Annotated in this window: 14 protein-coding genes; 6 read left to right on the forward strand and 8 right to left on the reverse strand. The window is 41.8% G+C overall.

Annotation, left to right across the window (positions count from 1 at the left end; all coding sequences use genetic code 11):
• The first annotated feature begins 16 nt into the window (after positions 1-16).
• A complete protein-coding gene (locus AN944_RS08565) occupies positions 17-712 on the forward strand; it encodes a TIGR01621 family pseudouridine synthase (protein WP_055024187.1) in 696 nt (231 codons plus the stop codon).
• 42 nt (positions 713-754) lie between these two features.
• On the opposite strand, the gene AN944_RS21965 is transcribed toward AN944_RS08565, so the two are convergent.
• On the reverse strand, positions 755-1,921 hold the full coding sequence (locus tag AN944_RS21965) for a GGDEF domain-containing protein (protein ID WP_055024188.1): 1,167 nt from the start codon (positions 1,919-1,921) through the stop codon (positions 755-757).
• Positions 1,922-2,074: 153 nt separating this feature from the next.
• On the opposite strand from AN944_RS21965, the gene AN944_RS21380 reads away from it, so the two are divergent.
• Complete coding sequence (locus AN944_RS21380) at positions 2,075-2,242, forward strand: YqaE/Pmp3 family membrane protein (protein WP_065110529.1); 168 nt, start codon at positions 2,075-2,077, stop codon at positions 2,240-2,242.
• Between the two features lie 202 nt (positions 2,243-2,444).
• The gene (locus tag AN944_RS08575) at positions 2,445-2,654 is read left to right on the forward strand and encodes a DUF2986 domain-containing protein (RefSeq protein WP_055024189.1); all 210 of its coding nucleotides are present in this window, start codon (positions 2,445-2,447) and stop codon (positions 2,652-2,654) included.
• Positions 2,655-2,675: 21 nt separating this feature from the next.
• On the opposite strand, the gene AN944_RS08580 is transcribed toward AN944_RS08575, so the two are convergent.
• The 3 genes from AN944_RS08580 to glp form a co-directional block, all read right to left on the reverse strand.
• Complete coding sequence (locus AN944_RS08580; RefSeq protein WP_055024190.1) at positions 2,676-2,972, reverse strand: DUF333 domain-containing protein; 297 nt, start codon at positions 2,970-2,972, stop codon at positions 2,676-2,678.
• Between the two features lie 73 nt (positions 2,973-3,045).
• Positions 3,046-3,828, reverse strand: a complete 783-nt coding sequence (gene moeB / locus AN944_RS08585) for a molybdopterin-synthase adenylyltransferase MoeB (RefSeq protein ID WP_055024191.1) — start codon at positions 3,826-3,828, stop codon at positions 3,046-3,048.
• 9 nt (positions 3,829-3,837) lie between these two features.
• Positions 3,838-5,088 carry a gephyrin-like molybdotransferase Glp gene (gene glp / locus AN944_RS08590; RefSeq protein WP_055024192.1) on the reverse strand — a complete coding sequence of 417 codons (1,251 nt, stop codon included), beginning with the start codon at positions 5,086-5,088 and terminating at the stop codon, positions 3,838-3,840.
• 135 nt (positions 5,089-5,223) lie between these two features.
• On the opposite strand from glp, the gene AN944_RS08595 reads away from it, so the two are divergent.
• Positions 5,224-5,562, forward strand: coding sequence for a GIY-YIG nuclease family protein (locus tag AN944_RS08595; RefSeq protein WP_080917187.1), 339 nt, complete (start codon positions 5,224-5,226; stop codon positions 5,560-5,562).
• 66 nt (positions 5,563-5,628) lie between these two features.
• Here AN944_RS08595 and AN944_RS08600 read toward each other — a convergent pair whose 3' ends face one another.
• The 4 genes from AN944_RS08600 to hslR form a co-directional block, all read right to left on the reverse strand.
• Positions 5,629-7,488 (reverse strand): M14 family metallopeptidase, encoded by a 1,860-nt coding sequence (locus tag AN944_RS08600; RefSeq protein WP_055024193.1) that lies wholly within the window; start codon positions 7,486-7,488, stop codon positions 5,629-5,631.
• A gap of 175 nt (positions 7,489-7,663) precedes the next feature.
• On the reverse strand, positions 7,664-9,205 hold the full coding sequence (locus AN944_RS08605) for a phosphoenolpyruvate carboxykinase (protein WP_055024194.1): 1,542 nt from the start codon (positions 9,203-9,205) through the stop codon (positions 7,664-7,666).
• Positions 9,206-9,461: 256 nt separating this feature from the next.
• Positions 9,462-10,322: an Hsp33 family molecular chaperone HslO gene (gene hslO / locus AN944_RS08610; RefSeq protein WP_055024195.1), complete on the reverse strand. Its 861-nt coding sequence runs from the start codon at positions 10,320-10,322 to the stop codon at positions 9,462-9,464.
• 32 nt (positions 10,323-10,354) lie between these two features.
• Entirely contained in the window at positions 10,355-10,753 is a 399-nt protein-coding gene (gene hslR / locus AN944_RS08615) for a ribosome-associated heat shock protein Hsp15 (RefSeq protein ID WP_055024196.1), read from the reverse strand.
• A gap of 248 nt (positions 10,754-11,001) precedes the next feature.
• Between hslR and gspC the strand changes: the two genes are divergently transcribed.
• Together gspC and gspD are read left to right on the forward strand one after the other, a co-directional pair.
• A complete protein-coding gene (gene gspC / locus AN944_RS08620; RefSeq protein ID WP_055024197.1) occupies positions 11,002-11,922 on the forward strand; it encodes a type II secretion system protein GspC in 921 nt (306 codons plus the stop codon).
• Between the two features lie 25 nt (positions 11,923-11,947).
• Positions 11,948-14,095 (forward strand): type II secretion system secretin GspD, encoded by a 2,148-nt coding sequence (gene gspD / locus AN944_RS08625; protein WP_055024198.1) that lies wholly within the window; start codon positions 11,948-11,950, stop codon positions 14,093-14,095.
• Positions 14,096-14,099 lie beyond the last annotated feature (4 nt).

Consider the following 14,099-nt stretch of genomic DNA (forward strand, 5'->3'; position numbering starts at 1 on the left):
CAACAGAAATCAGTCTATGTATCAAATCGTTGAACAACACCCTGACTTTATTGTGATCAATAAATCGCCTAATGTGCATTTCCACAGCCAAGATGGCAGTGCAGGAGTGGTTGCTCAAGTTGAGGCTGATTTAGGTATTAAGCTATTTAGTGTTCATCGTTTAGATACACCAACCTCGGGGCTGCTTATTTTAGCCAAATCTGCCCAAGCTGCAGCGGAGTTTACCGCGTTGTTTACTGAGCATCGTATTCAAAAATACTATGTCGCCATTGCTCAGGGTAAACCGAAAAAAAAGCAAGGTTGGGTTATCGGTGACATGAGTAAATCTCGGCGTAGTATGTATAAATTGCTTCGCAGCAAAGAGAATCCTGCTATCACTCAGTTTTTCTCTTACTCGCTAGAACACGGTTTGCGACTGTACCTATTAAAACCGTTAAGTGGTAAAACCCATCAGTTACGAGTTGCCTTGGCCAGTATTGGCGTTCCGATAATTGGAGACACGCTTTATGGCGCCGAACAAAGCGATCGTTGTTATTTGCATGCAATGGCGTTAGATTTTTATTACAAAGGGCAGCATTATCACATAAACCAACTGCCAATCTCTGGTGAGATCTTTTCAAATGAAAAGGTCATTAAGCAATTACAAGGTGATTGGAAGACTCCGGCAGCACTAGATTGGCCGAAAGCCAAAACTAAACCGTCAGCGAATTAGGCATGAGTTGGAAAATTAAGCTTGATATCCTAGACAGTATGGCTAATTAGCACTTTTGATACAGTTACGGCCACTGGCTTTTGCTTCATACATCGCTTTATCTGCCAACTGTAATAGCGAATCTACTGCTAGTGATTCCGTGATGGTGACACAGCCAATACTCGCTTGTATTTGAATCGGTGTACCTTGCCATTTAAAGTCAATCTCTGCGAGCGTCTGTTGCAGCTTATCTGCAACACAAAGAACTTGTTGCTCTGTGGTGTTAGGTAAAATTAGTACAAACTCTTCTCCGCCAAAACGGCACAAAAAGTCTATTTTTCTAGTCACTTTACTAAGCCGTTTAGCGGTCAGCTTTAATACTTCATCCCCTGCGGTATGCCCGTGAGTGTCATTAATTTGTTTGAAGTGGTCTATGTCGATTAACACGACGCTATACATCACTTTATCTCGCAGCCAGCGCTCATGTTCAGCGGTTAACTTTTTCTGTAATGCATTTCGATTCCAAAGAGCTGTTAAAGGATCTTTGTTAGCAAGCGTCATTATTTTAACGACTAGGCGATTAATAGTGTTGCCAATAATGAGAATGTTGACGACTAAAATAAGGACGATGTAAGTCCAAAGAACAGGGATGGATTGTTCAGTGTTAAAAGCTGCATAGGTGGCTACTTTTTCTGGATAGATAATTAAAATTACCGAGCGGATAAAGAACAACAAACCAATCAAGAAAATAGGGACAACCAGCCAGTAAGTGGCAAAAGCGGTAAAGTTAGCTTTGAAAGCGGTGTAATGATCTTTGGCTAACATGAAAAACAACACCGAGGCGGCCAAGGATAAGATGATCATGAGATAGGACGCATTTTCTGCTTGGGGTTGTACCATGAGCATGAAGCCACAGGTGACCAGTAATACGCCAATATCAAACTGATAACTGGAATTGAGATGATATAAACGCTGGGCTCCCCAGCGCAATAAGCAAAAACCGACTAGAATAATATTATCTGCAATGAGCCAATGCAGGTAACTGGGTTCAAATGTGCGCTGGGTATACAGCAACATACCTATCAAGATAGAAAAATTAGCTAATGCGAATCGCCAACTTGCGCTAGGCGCAACTCGCATTGGGGTGACCATAACTGTCCAAGCTATTGTCGCTGCGAAGCTTAATAGGCAAATAACTTGAACGAGAATAAGGCTACTGTTTTCTATCATCGCACCTTCTACATAGTAATTAGCTTAAATGATTAAAAATCAAGGATAAATTTTATTTCTTAATCATCATAATGATATTTGAACTGTTTAACAAATTGTTGCAGTTGAGCTGTAATTAAATTGATTCACTTACAAATAAAGGATTAAACACTTATGGATACAAATAAACTATTACTCATTATCATTGCTATTTTATTGCCACCGGTTGCGGTTTTTTTGAAAAAAGGTGTGGGGAAAGACTTACTTATTAACGTTATCTTGTGTCTGTTATTTTTCATTCCTGGTTTACTCCATGCCATTTGGGTTGTAATACAAGAATAGGCATTTAGCGATAACTGCGCGTATGGGCAACAAGCACTTTTGATAAGTGAGTAGCTGTAACAGAAAGGCCAATTCTTAATTGCGTCGATGGTTGAAGCGATTTTGAATTGGTATTTTGGTGTATAGATTGTAAAATCCCCCCCTCGACAGACAGAGCTGTAATGAAACCGCTTTTTTATATGTACTTTAGGGTAATACTAAGATGAACCGACGTAAAAAAATTAATCAAACCCTAAAAGGTAAAGCTAAAAAAGCCAACGCGAAAAAGGCTGGCGCGAGTAATAAACCTAAATATATTTCAAAAGCGGATAGGGCAGTAGAGGAACAAGCAGCTAAAGCACTACTTAGTGCTGAAACGGCAGATTTGCAAGGTGTTGAGGATGTAAAACTTGCTGAAAGTGGCATAAATTAAGTTTAACCACTTATAAATCGATTAGGTTTTTTGGTGATCCCGTCTAAATAATTCCCAAGTTTCGATGACTTCTCCATCAGGTAAAGTGCATAACAAGATATCGCCATTGATGTGTTTAATGGTTTCAAGTGTCCCATCGTTATCTAAACAATAATTCGAAGCAGGATTAGTTGAATGTAGCGGCGTTATGTCATCGCCTGAACAGGCTGTTAAGCTACCTAAAATGACACTGTAAATTGCCAAGCTAAGCGGGCTTATTAACTCACAGTGTTTTTTGAAGCAAGATAATACAGTGGTTATCTTTAAAACAATGAACATTTTAGCATCCTGATTACGCTGCTATTTTTCATTATTTAACTATAGACAAGATAACCACAAATTGCCGTTTTTGTTACTTTTCTCCACCACAAACAGAGCAATTAGTTTGCTTTGGTAGCTTCATCTCTCGAAACTCCATTGTCATTGCATCAATCATTAAAATGCGTCCATTTAAGCCTTGGCCAAACTGGCTAATGGCTTTGATAGCTTCAGTTGCTTGTATGCAGCCGACGAGACCAACAACTGGCGCTAGAATACCAGACTCGACGCAGGTCAACTGCTGTTCTCCAAACAAACTGCTGTAACAGTGATAGCAAGGAGAGCTGGCTTGATAATCAAAAACAGTGACAGTGCCTTCCATTCTGATCGCAGCAGCTGAGATAAAGCTGACTTTATGTTTAAAGCAGCTTTGATTTAGTTGCTCTCTGACTTGAACATTGTCGGTGCAATCGAGTACTAACCCATGTTCAGCAACCAACGCATCAATACTATCCTCATCCAAAAATTGATTGATGGTATTGATAGCGATGAGTGGGTTTAATTGTGCAAGTGTTTGCTTGGCAGAGTCGACTTTTGCTTGGCCAATATTGGCATCTTGATGTAAGACTTGGCGCTGTAGATTGGATAACTCTACAGTGTCAAAATCAACAATGGTCATTTCACCTACACCCGCGACAGCAAGGTATTGTGTCACCGTGCACCCAAGACCACCGGCTCCAATGACTAACACTTTTGCTTGTTTAAGCTTTTCTTGGCCTTCAATATCCATTGCTTTAATGGATATCTGACGGCTATAACGCAGCATTTCATTGTCAGTTAAAATATCGACTTCATTATCTTGAGGTATCTGAGTCATGATATTTCCTTAGCACAGCACACTGGTAAATGGTTCGACATGAACGGTTGCACCAGCGGCAATATCCCCTTGGTCTTGATCTAAGTTAATAAAGCAATTTGCCAAACTCATTGAGGTTAACATACCTGAGCCTTGACCACCTGTAGAAGCAACAATAAGTTCACCGTTCTCATTGCGGCTTAAAATACCACGTTGATATTCGGCTCGGCCAGGTTGTTTACGGATAGGCGTTGATAGGGTTGCATTGACCACTAAGGCTGGCTTAGGGGTTAACCCTTGCATTTTATTGATGATTGGCCAAACGAGCTTATAAAAAGTTACCATTGAAGAAACAGGGTTACCCGGTAAACCACAGAATACGGCGTTGCCAAGTTTACCAAATGCAAAAGGTTTACCTGGTTTGATGGCTAAACGCCAAAAGGTAATTTCACCTTCTTCTGATAAAATTTGCTTAGTGTAATCAGCATCGCCAACTGACACGCCGCCAGAGGTAAGGACCATATCTGCTCTGTCTGCCGCTTCTTTAAAAGCGCCACGAATGGCTTCTTTATCATCCTCAATAACACCTAAGTCTATCCATTCAACATTTGCTTGAGTTAGCAAACCTTGAATTGAATAACGGTTAGAGTCATAAATTTGTCCTGGTGCTAACTCGCTACCAACAGGACGGAGTTCATCGCCTGTTGAAAAGAAGGCAACCGTTAAGCGACGCTTTACTCGCACTTGGCTAATTCCGATTGTAGCCAGTACGCCCATTTCGGCTGCACGAATTTGAGTACCGCTTTTTAATACATTGGTTCCTGCCAGTAACTCTTCACCACGATAGCGAATACTATTGCCTTTGGCGCTAGGGTGTTCGATAGTGATGCTTTCACCATCCGCTTGAGTCTTTTCTTGCATCTGTACTGTGTCATATCCAGCAGGCACAGGGGCGCCAGTCATGATTCGAATGCAAGTGTTGGGTTTAATAGGCGCTGTGTATGGGTGACCCGCAAAAGAAGTACCGACCTGTGTCAGTGTTGTTGCTGTCTCGCCTGTTAAATCGTCAAAACGGAAGGCATAACCATCCATAGAAGAATTGTCAAAAGGTGGTAAATCAATACATGATGCTAAATCTTCAGACAAAATCCGCCCAACAGCATCATTTAAGCCCACCATCTCGCTATCTTCAATGACACTGACTTGTGCTAAAAGTGCGTTAATTGCATCTTGGGGTGCCATTAAGCCTGGTTGTGCACAGGCATCAGATTTTGTTGACATCGTTGCTCCTCACATGACGTTCATCATGTTGTGGTTTGTCTAAGGTAGGCTTAGAACATAAGATTTATTTTTGATACCGCATTATGCCATGATAGCCACAGATAACTATGATCCGAACGAAGGTTTTTTATATCGATGAGCAGTAATCAAGCTGATGACTCAATTGGGTCAACCTCACAGTCAACTAAGCCTGTAGATAAGTCGCAAGCGAAAGGAGCGAATTGGTATCTTTATATGATTCAATGTCGAGATGGGCAGTTATATACAGGGATTACCACAGATGTTGCTCGCCGCTTTAGCGAGCATGAAAAGGGGGTAAAAGGTGCTAAATTTTTACGTGGTAAGGGGCCACTTAATTTAGTGTATCAAGAACCCGTGGCCAACCGCAGTGCTGCCACTAAACGTGAACTTGCGGTAAAAAAACTGTCTCGAACAAAAAAGCTGGCATTAATCACAAGCTATCAACCGAAATAAAGCGATACAAAGCGCTGGGACAATTACCTTTTGCACGCAATGTATCGCTATTTTAGCCTACCATGACTAATTTGAACGTAATACTGGGTACTTCATATATTGATTGTCGTAGTAAGGACTTCTTTCGTAAAACCAGCGTAATCTGGCTTTAGGATCGTTGGCAAAGTCTTCATCTTTTAATGCAAGGGCAAACTCACTCGCTAAAGCTTCATTCTCTGCTAGCATAGTGGCTGCCATTGGCTCTACCGCATAATCTTCAATGTATTCTGTTCGAGTAAAGATACTATTGAAAAATCCCCACTGGAAAAATGAATCTGCTGATTGTGGCTCAAGCAATAATATTGCTAAATCGCCCAGTGGTTGATTGGTCGAAATCTCAACCGTGCCGACAGGGAGTGTAGTTTCAAACTTAACTTTATTGCTGGTGGCATTTACACGTTGGCGACCCTCGTAGTCTTTTGTATTAAACACGGGATTGGAAAATTGATATTGCGCGACTTTTACTGTTTTCGCCTTGGTCAGTGTGGTCATTCTCACCCCGTGGATTGATAGCCTTTCTATGACTTGTTGCCACTGCGCTGGGACGTAATAATATTTGGGGCGTAGGGTATTAATAGCTGGCTGCGTATTCCCCATGACAGTTAAATTTGGGTATAACTTTGGTTGACCGTCCCAACGAACAACCTCATTACCGCTAATCTCACTTTGTTCTAAAGAGTACCCTATTCCTTTAAAGTCCCAACCAGGCTGCTCAACGGTTTCCCATGTTAAGGGGATACGTTGTGGATGCTGATATTTATCTTCATATATAGCGGCTTTGAGTTTAGTTCCATGCTTAGCTACCGTTTTCAAGGTTTGCTCTAACATGACATAAGTGCCTAAAACACGCTGTTTAAAGGGTTTTAAACTATGGTTCTCAATTAAAATAGTGGGTAAATGTCGGGCATCACCGTAACCATTAGAAAACCGTGGGCTTGGGTTCCAATAAGAAAGGCCTTTTGATAAATCTGTATTATCAATTGCAAATATTAGCTTACCAGGAATGTGCCCTTGAGCTGATAATGCCGATTCAATTTCAGGACGGTAATAGGTTTCAAGCCATTCAAAACTTGCTGGGCTGTAGCCTTCTTTAACGTTATATCCAAAGGTGACATCGTATTGATAATCTATGCCATCGGTGACATGCACATCGATATATAAATCAGGTTGCCAAATATTAATGGCTCGTATCATATGCTGTAGTTCTAGGGTGTCTAACTTTGCGTAGTCACGATTAAGATTAAGGTTGCGTGCATTAGTACGCCAGCCCATATCAACAGGCCCGCGTTGATTAACACGATTGAACTCACTGCTGCGTTCATGGGCATCGACACTCAGAATAGGCACGAACAGAAGGTTAACTTTATCCAGTAATTGTTCCTTATTACCTTGAGTGATGTCTCTAAGTAACATCATCCCAGCATCTTTACCGTCGATTTCTCCAGAATGTATCCCAGCTTGTACGAGCACAGTAGGCTTATTACTTTGTGATAATTCTGCGGCGGTTGTTGCCCCCGTTTCTGAGGCAACCACCATCCAAATATCTCGCCCTTGTGGACTTTTCCCAATCGAAACTTGTGTTAGTAATTCACTATTATCGACAAGGTTAGTTATCCATTGATGAGTTTCATCATAGTTTGGGCTGGTGGTTAATCCGTTTTGTTCAAATGGCGTTGACCAAGATTGATCAGCAGATCGCAGTAACGTTTCACTTGAACCACTCCAAGGCTTAATGGGAGGCAAGATAACATCGTTAATAAAAACCGGTTTGGCAAATTCCGAACTAAGCTGCAAAGAGCCTGCTGAAGGAGGAGTGATCTGTGTCGCCACGCTAGAAAAAGAAATCAGTGAGTTTATGATGCAGCTGGCAAGTAAAACGCGGCGCATAGATATCCCTACAAAATGAGCAAGTGTGTTGTTTTATCATAAATTATTTCAACATTGAGACAAGAGGTTAAGGGCAGGTTGTTGCTTTGTTTGTTGTTTAAAATGTAACAAATAAAAAAGCCTCAATGTCATTTGAGGCTTAGTGCAGATAAAACAATATGAAAGTTAGCAATACCTAACTATTGGGCCCTGCTGCTTTAATTGCATCAGATACCTGATATTTGGCAAAGTTAGCAGTAAACTCTTCTGCCAATTGCTGCGCATATTTGTTGTACTCAGCTTTATCTGCCCAAGTGTTAATTGGATTCAATAGTTGAGTATCAACACCAGAAACAGCGACGGGTACCGCTAAGTTCAGCTTATCGATATGCTGTGTTTCCACATCTTTAAGCTCACCACTGACAATCGCGTCGACAATGGCACGAGTTGTTGGAATATCAAAACGTTTACCTACGCCATGTGGACCACCTGTCCAGCCCGTGTTAACCAGATAAACTCGGCTACCGAAAGACTCGATTCGCTTCATCAATAGTTCAGCATAAACACCTGCTGGACGAGGGAAGAATGGTGCTCCAAAACAAGTCGAGAATGTCGATTGAATGGCAGATGTTGACCCCATTTCAGTTGACCCCACCTTAGCGGTATAACCCGATAAGAAATGATAAGCTGCTTGTTCTTTAGTAAGCACAGAAACTGGCGGAAGGACACCTGAAACATCGCATGTTAGGAATACGACCGAATTAGGCTCTGCACCGCGGTTTTCTTCTTTACGTTGGGCAATATGTTCAAGTGGATAAGCTGCACGACTGTTTTCGGTTAGTTCAGTATTGGTGTAATCAGGCACTCTATTTTCGTCTAGCATGACGTTTTCAAGTACAGTACCAAAACGAATCGCATCCCAAATAACGGGTTCATTTTTTTGGCTTAAGTCGATGCACTTGGCATAACAGCCGCCCTCAATATTGAAAACGCCACCCGGAGCCCAGCCATGTTCGTCATCGCCAATTAAAAAACGTTTTGGATCGGCTGATAAGGTTGTTTTACCTGTGCCTGATAAGCCGAAGAATAAGGTTGTATCACCATCATGGCCGACATTGGCAGAACAGTGCATTGGCAGTACACCTTTAGCTGGCAATAAGAAGTTTTGGACAGAGAACATCGACTTTTTCATTTCGCCAGCGTACTTAAGCCCTGCTAGCAATACTTTTTTATCGGCGAAGTTGATCATCACAACCGCATCAGAGTGAGTACCGTCACGAGCGGGGTCACAGACAAACTCTGGGGCGTTCATTATTTGCCATACGTCTTTATTACCACGGTTGAAATGTGTTGGAGTGATAAATAGGTTACGTGCAAATACTTGATGCCAAGCGTATTCAGTGGTGACACGCACAGGAAGATAATGCTCATCATCGGCACCTACTTCCAGTTCTGAGACAAAAATGTCTTTTTCAGAAAGGTAAGCTTCAACTCTTCCCCAAAGGGCATCGAAAGTATCTGCAGCTATACCTTTGTTAACAGAACCCCAATCAATATCATCTTGGGTATTGGCTTCTTGAACGATAAAGCGATCATTTGGTGAGCGACCAGTACGTTCACCGGTTTTAGCGACTAATGCGCCATTGGCTGTTAATTGTCCTTCGTTACGTTGTAAAGCAAGTTCAATTAATTCAGCGCTTGTCAGGTTGAAGTGTACGCTGTTTGTTCCATCTGTCATCGGGTCTTCTCCGTCGTAAATAGGTCGTTTATCGGTCTATGTTGCCGATTTATATTTAGGATGACTTACGTTATCGCTTGCTTAGGCTGAAGCTAATTTAGCGATGTCATTGTAACGTAATAAACAATACAGGTAACCAACAGTTTGGTAACTTTTTTGTAATTTGGGGTGGTTTTTTAGTTTTAAGATAGATTTTTTACACAAAAAAAGCGCCAAATGCGCTTTTTTATGAAAGTTTTGGTGTTGTGGTGATCAGTTATTGCTGTGTGGTAGATTCAAAATTACCTGCAAAAATTGCAGCAATATCGATACTGTCAAAAGTGTAAACTGCTGGGCAATATTCACAGCCCATTTCAATTTTACCTTCTTCAGCCAAAATGGTTTCTACTTCATTTTGTGCTAATGTCGCTAGCGCCTTAGCACTTCGTTCTTTTGAGCAGGTGCACTTGAATGTGACATCAACCGGATCGAAAAGGCGAACCTCTTCTTGATGATATAAACGATGTAAAATCTCTTCAGCATCTAAAGTGAAAAGCTCTTCTTGTTTGATGGTTTCAGTAAGGGCCATTAAATGGTTGAAGTCTTCGTTTTCATCGGTTTGAGTCGGCAATACTTGTAGCAACATACCAGCAGCTTGTTTGCCATCAGCAAATAAGGTGATGCGAGTAGGTAATTGCTCTGACTGGCTGAAATATTCTTCTAGGCAAGCTGCTAAGCTTTCGTTTTCAAGTGAAACGATACCTTGATAACGCTCACCTTCGTCAGGCGTCAGCGTGATAACCATTACGCCTTTACCCATTAGATCAGTTAGGGATGCATCGTCAGCTAACTCACCTTTCCAGCGTGCAACACCACGAAGCGCTTGTAAATTAGTGCCATTGATAACGGCTAACGAAACAGGACCGTCACCTTGAAGCTGCACACTAATGTCACCACTAAACTTGATTGTGGCTGTTAATAATGACGTTGCCGCCATTAATTGACCCAATAGTTGCTGCAATGCGAATGGGTATTCATGGGCAGATAGAATCTCTTGATAGCTTTTTTCAAGTTGTACCATCTCACCACGCACATCGGCATTATCAAATAAGTAGCGATGTAAAATATCTTTGCTCATGTTCACTCTCGTTTGTTGTGCTTTAATCGTCTTTATAGATCTTTAAAGCGAATAAGTTGACGACGCTGTTTTTTATCCGGCTTGGTTTCTGGTGCAGGATTATTCAAAATATTTAAGCGTCTGGCTTCGGCATTAAATTCTCTTTTACTAATGCTTTCGGCTGTTTCTTCATATAGCGTCTGTGCTATAGCCGCTCCTTGTCGATGTTCTGACAATTGAGCAATAATTATTTCCTTATCGTCGTGGCCTTGTCGTAAACGAATCTTGGCACCGACTTCAGCTTGCTTGCTGGATTTTGTACGTTGACCGTTATAGTGTACTTTTCCACCATTGATCATCTCTTTTGCAAGCGAGCGTGTTTTATAAAAGCGCGCCGCCCATAGCCATTTATCGAGTCTGACTGATGTTGCTGATGATGAAGCTTGGCCCATCTAAACACCCCCAAAAGTGGTATGAGTTCACAAGGTTGACATTTTTAATATTTAAAATGTAGGAAAGCGCACAAATAACGGTGTTTCTCACAGCGTTTTTAGGCGCGCAAATGTAGCATATTCGGTGCAATTTCGCCAATCGATATGCTACGGGCTTGTTGCAATAAGCTGGGTAGGTTAGCATGATGCAGTATTTCCTAAATTAACAGAATTAGAACAGCGACCTGCATAGAGGGTCCAAGCCGAATATGGATGTATTAGATAAAATTATAACGAAGGCTTCAGCGATACCGCAAAAGCCGTTAAGCACCGCTGTATTCTGGTTGGGATTAGTGATTGTGCTATTACTGACAGCACAGATTACTTGGAAATTAATACCAGTTAATAGCCAAGCTGTTGCTTGGCAACCTTCACCTACATCCGTTGCGAGTGCGAAGCGAGTGGAGCTAAGTAGTGTTCAGAAGTTGTCATTATTTGGTGAGAAAGATGCCAGTGACGATGGCCGCCCTAAAAAGCCTGCACCCGTCGAACAAATTACCGATGCCCCTAAAACCAATCTGTCTATTCTGTTAACTGGTGTGGTTGCATCGACTTCCGATACCAATGGCCTTGCTGTCATTGAATCGAAAGGTAGTCAAGAAACCTATAGTCTTGGCGATAAAATTAAAGGCACATCGGCCTCATTAAAAGAAGTCTATGCAGACCGAATTATTATCACTAACGCTGGGCGTTACGAAACCTTAATGCTAGACGGCTTAAGCTACACCACACAAAGCCAGGCAAACCAATCATTACAACAAGCTAAAAAAGATCGTGAAGTTCAGCGCATTGATCGCCGTCAAAATGCTGAAGTTGCTCAGCAAATTAGCGACTCGCGTGATGAATTATTAGCAGACCCAGGAAAATTAACAGATTATTTAGCTATTTCTCCGGTGCGTGGAGCTGACGGAGTGAGTGGCTACCGCTTGAACCCAGGTAAGAATAAAACCTTATTTACCGCAGCTGGGTTTAAAGCCAATGATTTAGCCAAATCCATTAACGGCTATGATTTGACCGACATGGGACAATCATTAGAAGTAATGGCACAGTTACAAGAATTAACAGAAATCGGCGTTATGGTTGAACGCGATGGGCAGTTAGTAGAAATAGTATTTAGTTTGCCTGAATAGTATCGGCAGTAGAGGATTGAAAATAATGAAGAGTTATGGAATTCGACGCAAGTTATTAGCAGGGTTTGTTGCAGGTATTGCAATGCTTGCTTCTCAAGCGGCTTGGTCGGAACAATATGCTGCCAACTTTAAAGGCACAGATATTCAAGAATTCATCAATATTGTAGGCAAAAACCTCAATAAAACTATCATCGTGGATCCGACCGTACGTGGCAAAATCAATGTGCGTAGTTATGATTTATTAAATGATGAGCAGTACTATCAATTCTTCCTCAATGTTCTGCAAGTTTATGGCTATGCTGTGGTTGAAATGGAAAACCGCGTCATTAAGGTCATTAAAGATAAAGATGCTAAAACGGCCGCAATTCGTGTCGCTGATGATAGTAAGCCTGGTTTAGGCGATGAAATGGTGACTCGTATTGTTGCCCTTTACAACACGGAAGCAAAACAACTTGCACCACTATTACGTCAGTTAAACGATAATGCGGGTGGCGGTAATGTAGTTAACTACGACCCATCAAATGTGTTAATGATTTCTGGTCGTGCAGCCGTGGTCAACAAGTTAGTCGAAATTGTTCGCCGTGTTGATAAACAAGGTGACACTGAAGTTCAAGTTGTCTCGCTTGAGTATGCCTCTGCTGGCGAAATCGTTCGAATTATCGATACCCTTTATCGTTCAACTGCTAATCAAGCACAAATGCCAGGCCAAGCGCCTAAAGTTGTTGCTGATGAGCGTACTAATGCTGTCGTTGTTAGTGGCGATGAAAAAAGTCGTCAACGTGTTGTCGAACTTATTCGTCGTCTTGATGCTGAGCAGGCAACAACGGGCAATACGAAAGTAAGATATTTACGTTATGCCAAAGCCGAGGATTTAGTCGAGGTATTAACAGGATTTGCTGAGCAATTACAATCTGATCAAGATGCGGGTCAAAGCAGTAATAAGCGTCGTAAAGAAATTAATATCATGGCGCACCTTGATACTAACGCATTAGTGATCAGTGCAGATCCTGATCAAATGCGCACAATTGAAAGTGTGGTCAATCAACTTGATATCCGCCGTGCTCAAGTATTAGTTGAAGCTATCATTGTAGAAGTCGCCGAGGGTGATGATGTTGGTTTTGGTGTCCAATGGGCAACCACAGCCGGTGGTGGTACTCAGTTTAATAACCTAGGTCCAACTATTGGTGAAATCGGTGCTGGTGTTTGGCAGGCTCAAGGTGAAGAAGGTACTACAGTTTGTACTGAAAATGGTACCTGTACTGAAAACCCAGACACTCGTGGTGATATTACCTTATTGGCACAAGCATTAGGTAAAGTGAATGGTATGGCATGGGGGATCACTGCTGGTGACTTCGGGGCACTAGTTCAAGCTGTTTCAAGTGATACTAAATCAAACGTACTTGCTACACCTTCTATCACAACTCTAGATAACCAAGAAGCGTCGTTCATTGTTGGTGATGAAGTCCCGATTTTAACAGGTAGCCAAAACTCAAGTAATGGTAACAGTAACCCTTTCCAAACGGTTGAACGTAAAGAAGTGGGTGTGAAGTTAAAAGTGGTTCCTCAAATTAACGAAGGAACGTCTGTTAAGTTAACCATCGAACAAGAAGTGTCAGGTATTAACGGTAAAACAGGTGTCGATGTGACATTTGCGACTCGTCGATTAACCACCACTGTAATGGCTGATTCAGGTCAAATTGTTGTCTTAGGCGGTTTGATTAACGAAGAAACTCAAGAATCAGTGCAAAAAGTGCCATTCTTAGGCGACCTACCAATCATTGGTCACTTATTTAAATCATCTTCAAGTGGCGTGAAAAAGAAGAACCTGATGGTATTTATTAAGCCGACGATTATTCGTGACGGGATTACCATGGAGGGCATTGCGGGCCGCAAGTATAACTACTTCCGTGCATTGCAACTTGAACAACAAGAACGTGGCGTTAATTTAATGCCAAACACTGATGTGCCGATGCTTGAAGAGTGGGATCAAGAAGCGTACTTGCCTGATGAAGTTAACGAAGTACTGAATCGTTACAAAGAAGGGAAGAGTTTAGAAACTAAGATGCGTGAAACCGACCCAGCGCTAAAGCATATCAGCGAGAGTAAAGCCAAAGATCAGCAGCCTGCAGAAACTGAAGTCGATGCAGAACAAGAAGATGATGCCAATGAGTGAAGCA

The organism is Shewanella sp. P1-14-1 (genome assembly GCF_001401775.1).
Classification (GTDB): domain Bacteria; phylum Pseudomonadota; class Gammaproteobacteria; order Enterobacterales; family Shewanellaceae; genus Shewanella; species Shewanella japonica.

What these genes read in the sequence shown, in the direction of transcription:
- AN944_RS08565 (WP_055024187.1), top strand. Translation starts at nt 17, where the DNA reads ATGTATCAAATCGTTGAACAACACCCTGACTTTATTGTGATCAATAAA.
- AN944_RS21965 (WP_055024188.1), bottom strand. Translation starts at nt 1,921, where the DNA reads ATGATAGAAAACAGTAGCCTTATTCTCGTTCAAGTTATTTGCCTATTA.
- AN944_RS21380 (WP_065110529.1), top strand. Translation starts at nt 2,075, where the DNA reads ATGGATACAAATAAACTATTACTCATTATCATTGCTATTTTATTGCCA.
- AN944_RS08575 (WP_055024189.1), top strand. Translation starts at nt 2,445, where the DNA reads ATGAACCGACGTAAAAAAATTAATCAAACCCTAAAAGGTAAAGCTAAA.
- AN944_RS08580 (WP_055024190.1), bottom strand. Translation starts at nt 2,972, where the DNA reads ATGTTCATTGTTTTAAAGATAACCACTGTATTATCTTGCTTCAAAAAA.
- moeB (WP_055024191.1), bottom strand. Translation starts at nt 3,828, where the DNA reads ATGACTCAGATACCTCAAGATAATGAAGTCGATATTTTAACTGACAAT.
- glp (WP_055024192.1), bottom strand. Translation starts at nt 5,088, where the DNA reads ATGTCAACAAAATCTGATGCCTGTGCACAACCAGGCTTAATGGCACCC.
- AN944_RS08595 (WP_080917187.1), top strand. Translation starts at nt 5,224, where the DNA reads ATGAGCAGTAATCAAGCTGATGACTCAATTGGGTCAACCTCACAGTCA.
- AN944_RS08600 (WP_055024193.1), bottom strand. Translation starts at nt 7,488, where the DNA reads ATGCGCCGCGTTTTACTTGCCAGCTGCATCATAAACTCACTGATTTCT.
- AN944_RS08605 (WP_055024194.1), bottom strand. Translation starts at nt 9,205, where the DNA reads ATGACAGATGGAACAAACAGCGTACACTTCAACCTGACAAGCGCTGAA.
- hslO (WP_055024195.1), bottom strand. Translation starts at nt 10,322, where the DNA reads ATGAGCAAAGATATTTTACATCGCTACTTATTTGATAATGCCGATGTG.
- hslR (WP_055024196.1), bottom strand. Translation starts at nt 10,753, where the DNA reads ATGGGCCAAGCTTCATCATCAGCAACATCAGTCAGACTCGATAAATGG.
- gspC (WP_055024197.1), top strand. Translation starts at nt 11,002, where the DNA reads ATGGATGTATTAGATAAAATTATAACGAAGGCTTCAGCGATACCGCAA.
- gspD (WP_055024198.1), top strand. Translation starts at nt 11,948, where the DNA reads ATGAAGAGTTATGGAATTCGACGCAAGTTATTAGCAGGGTTTGTTGCA.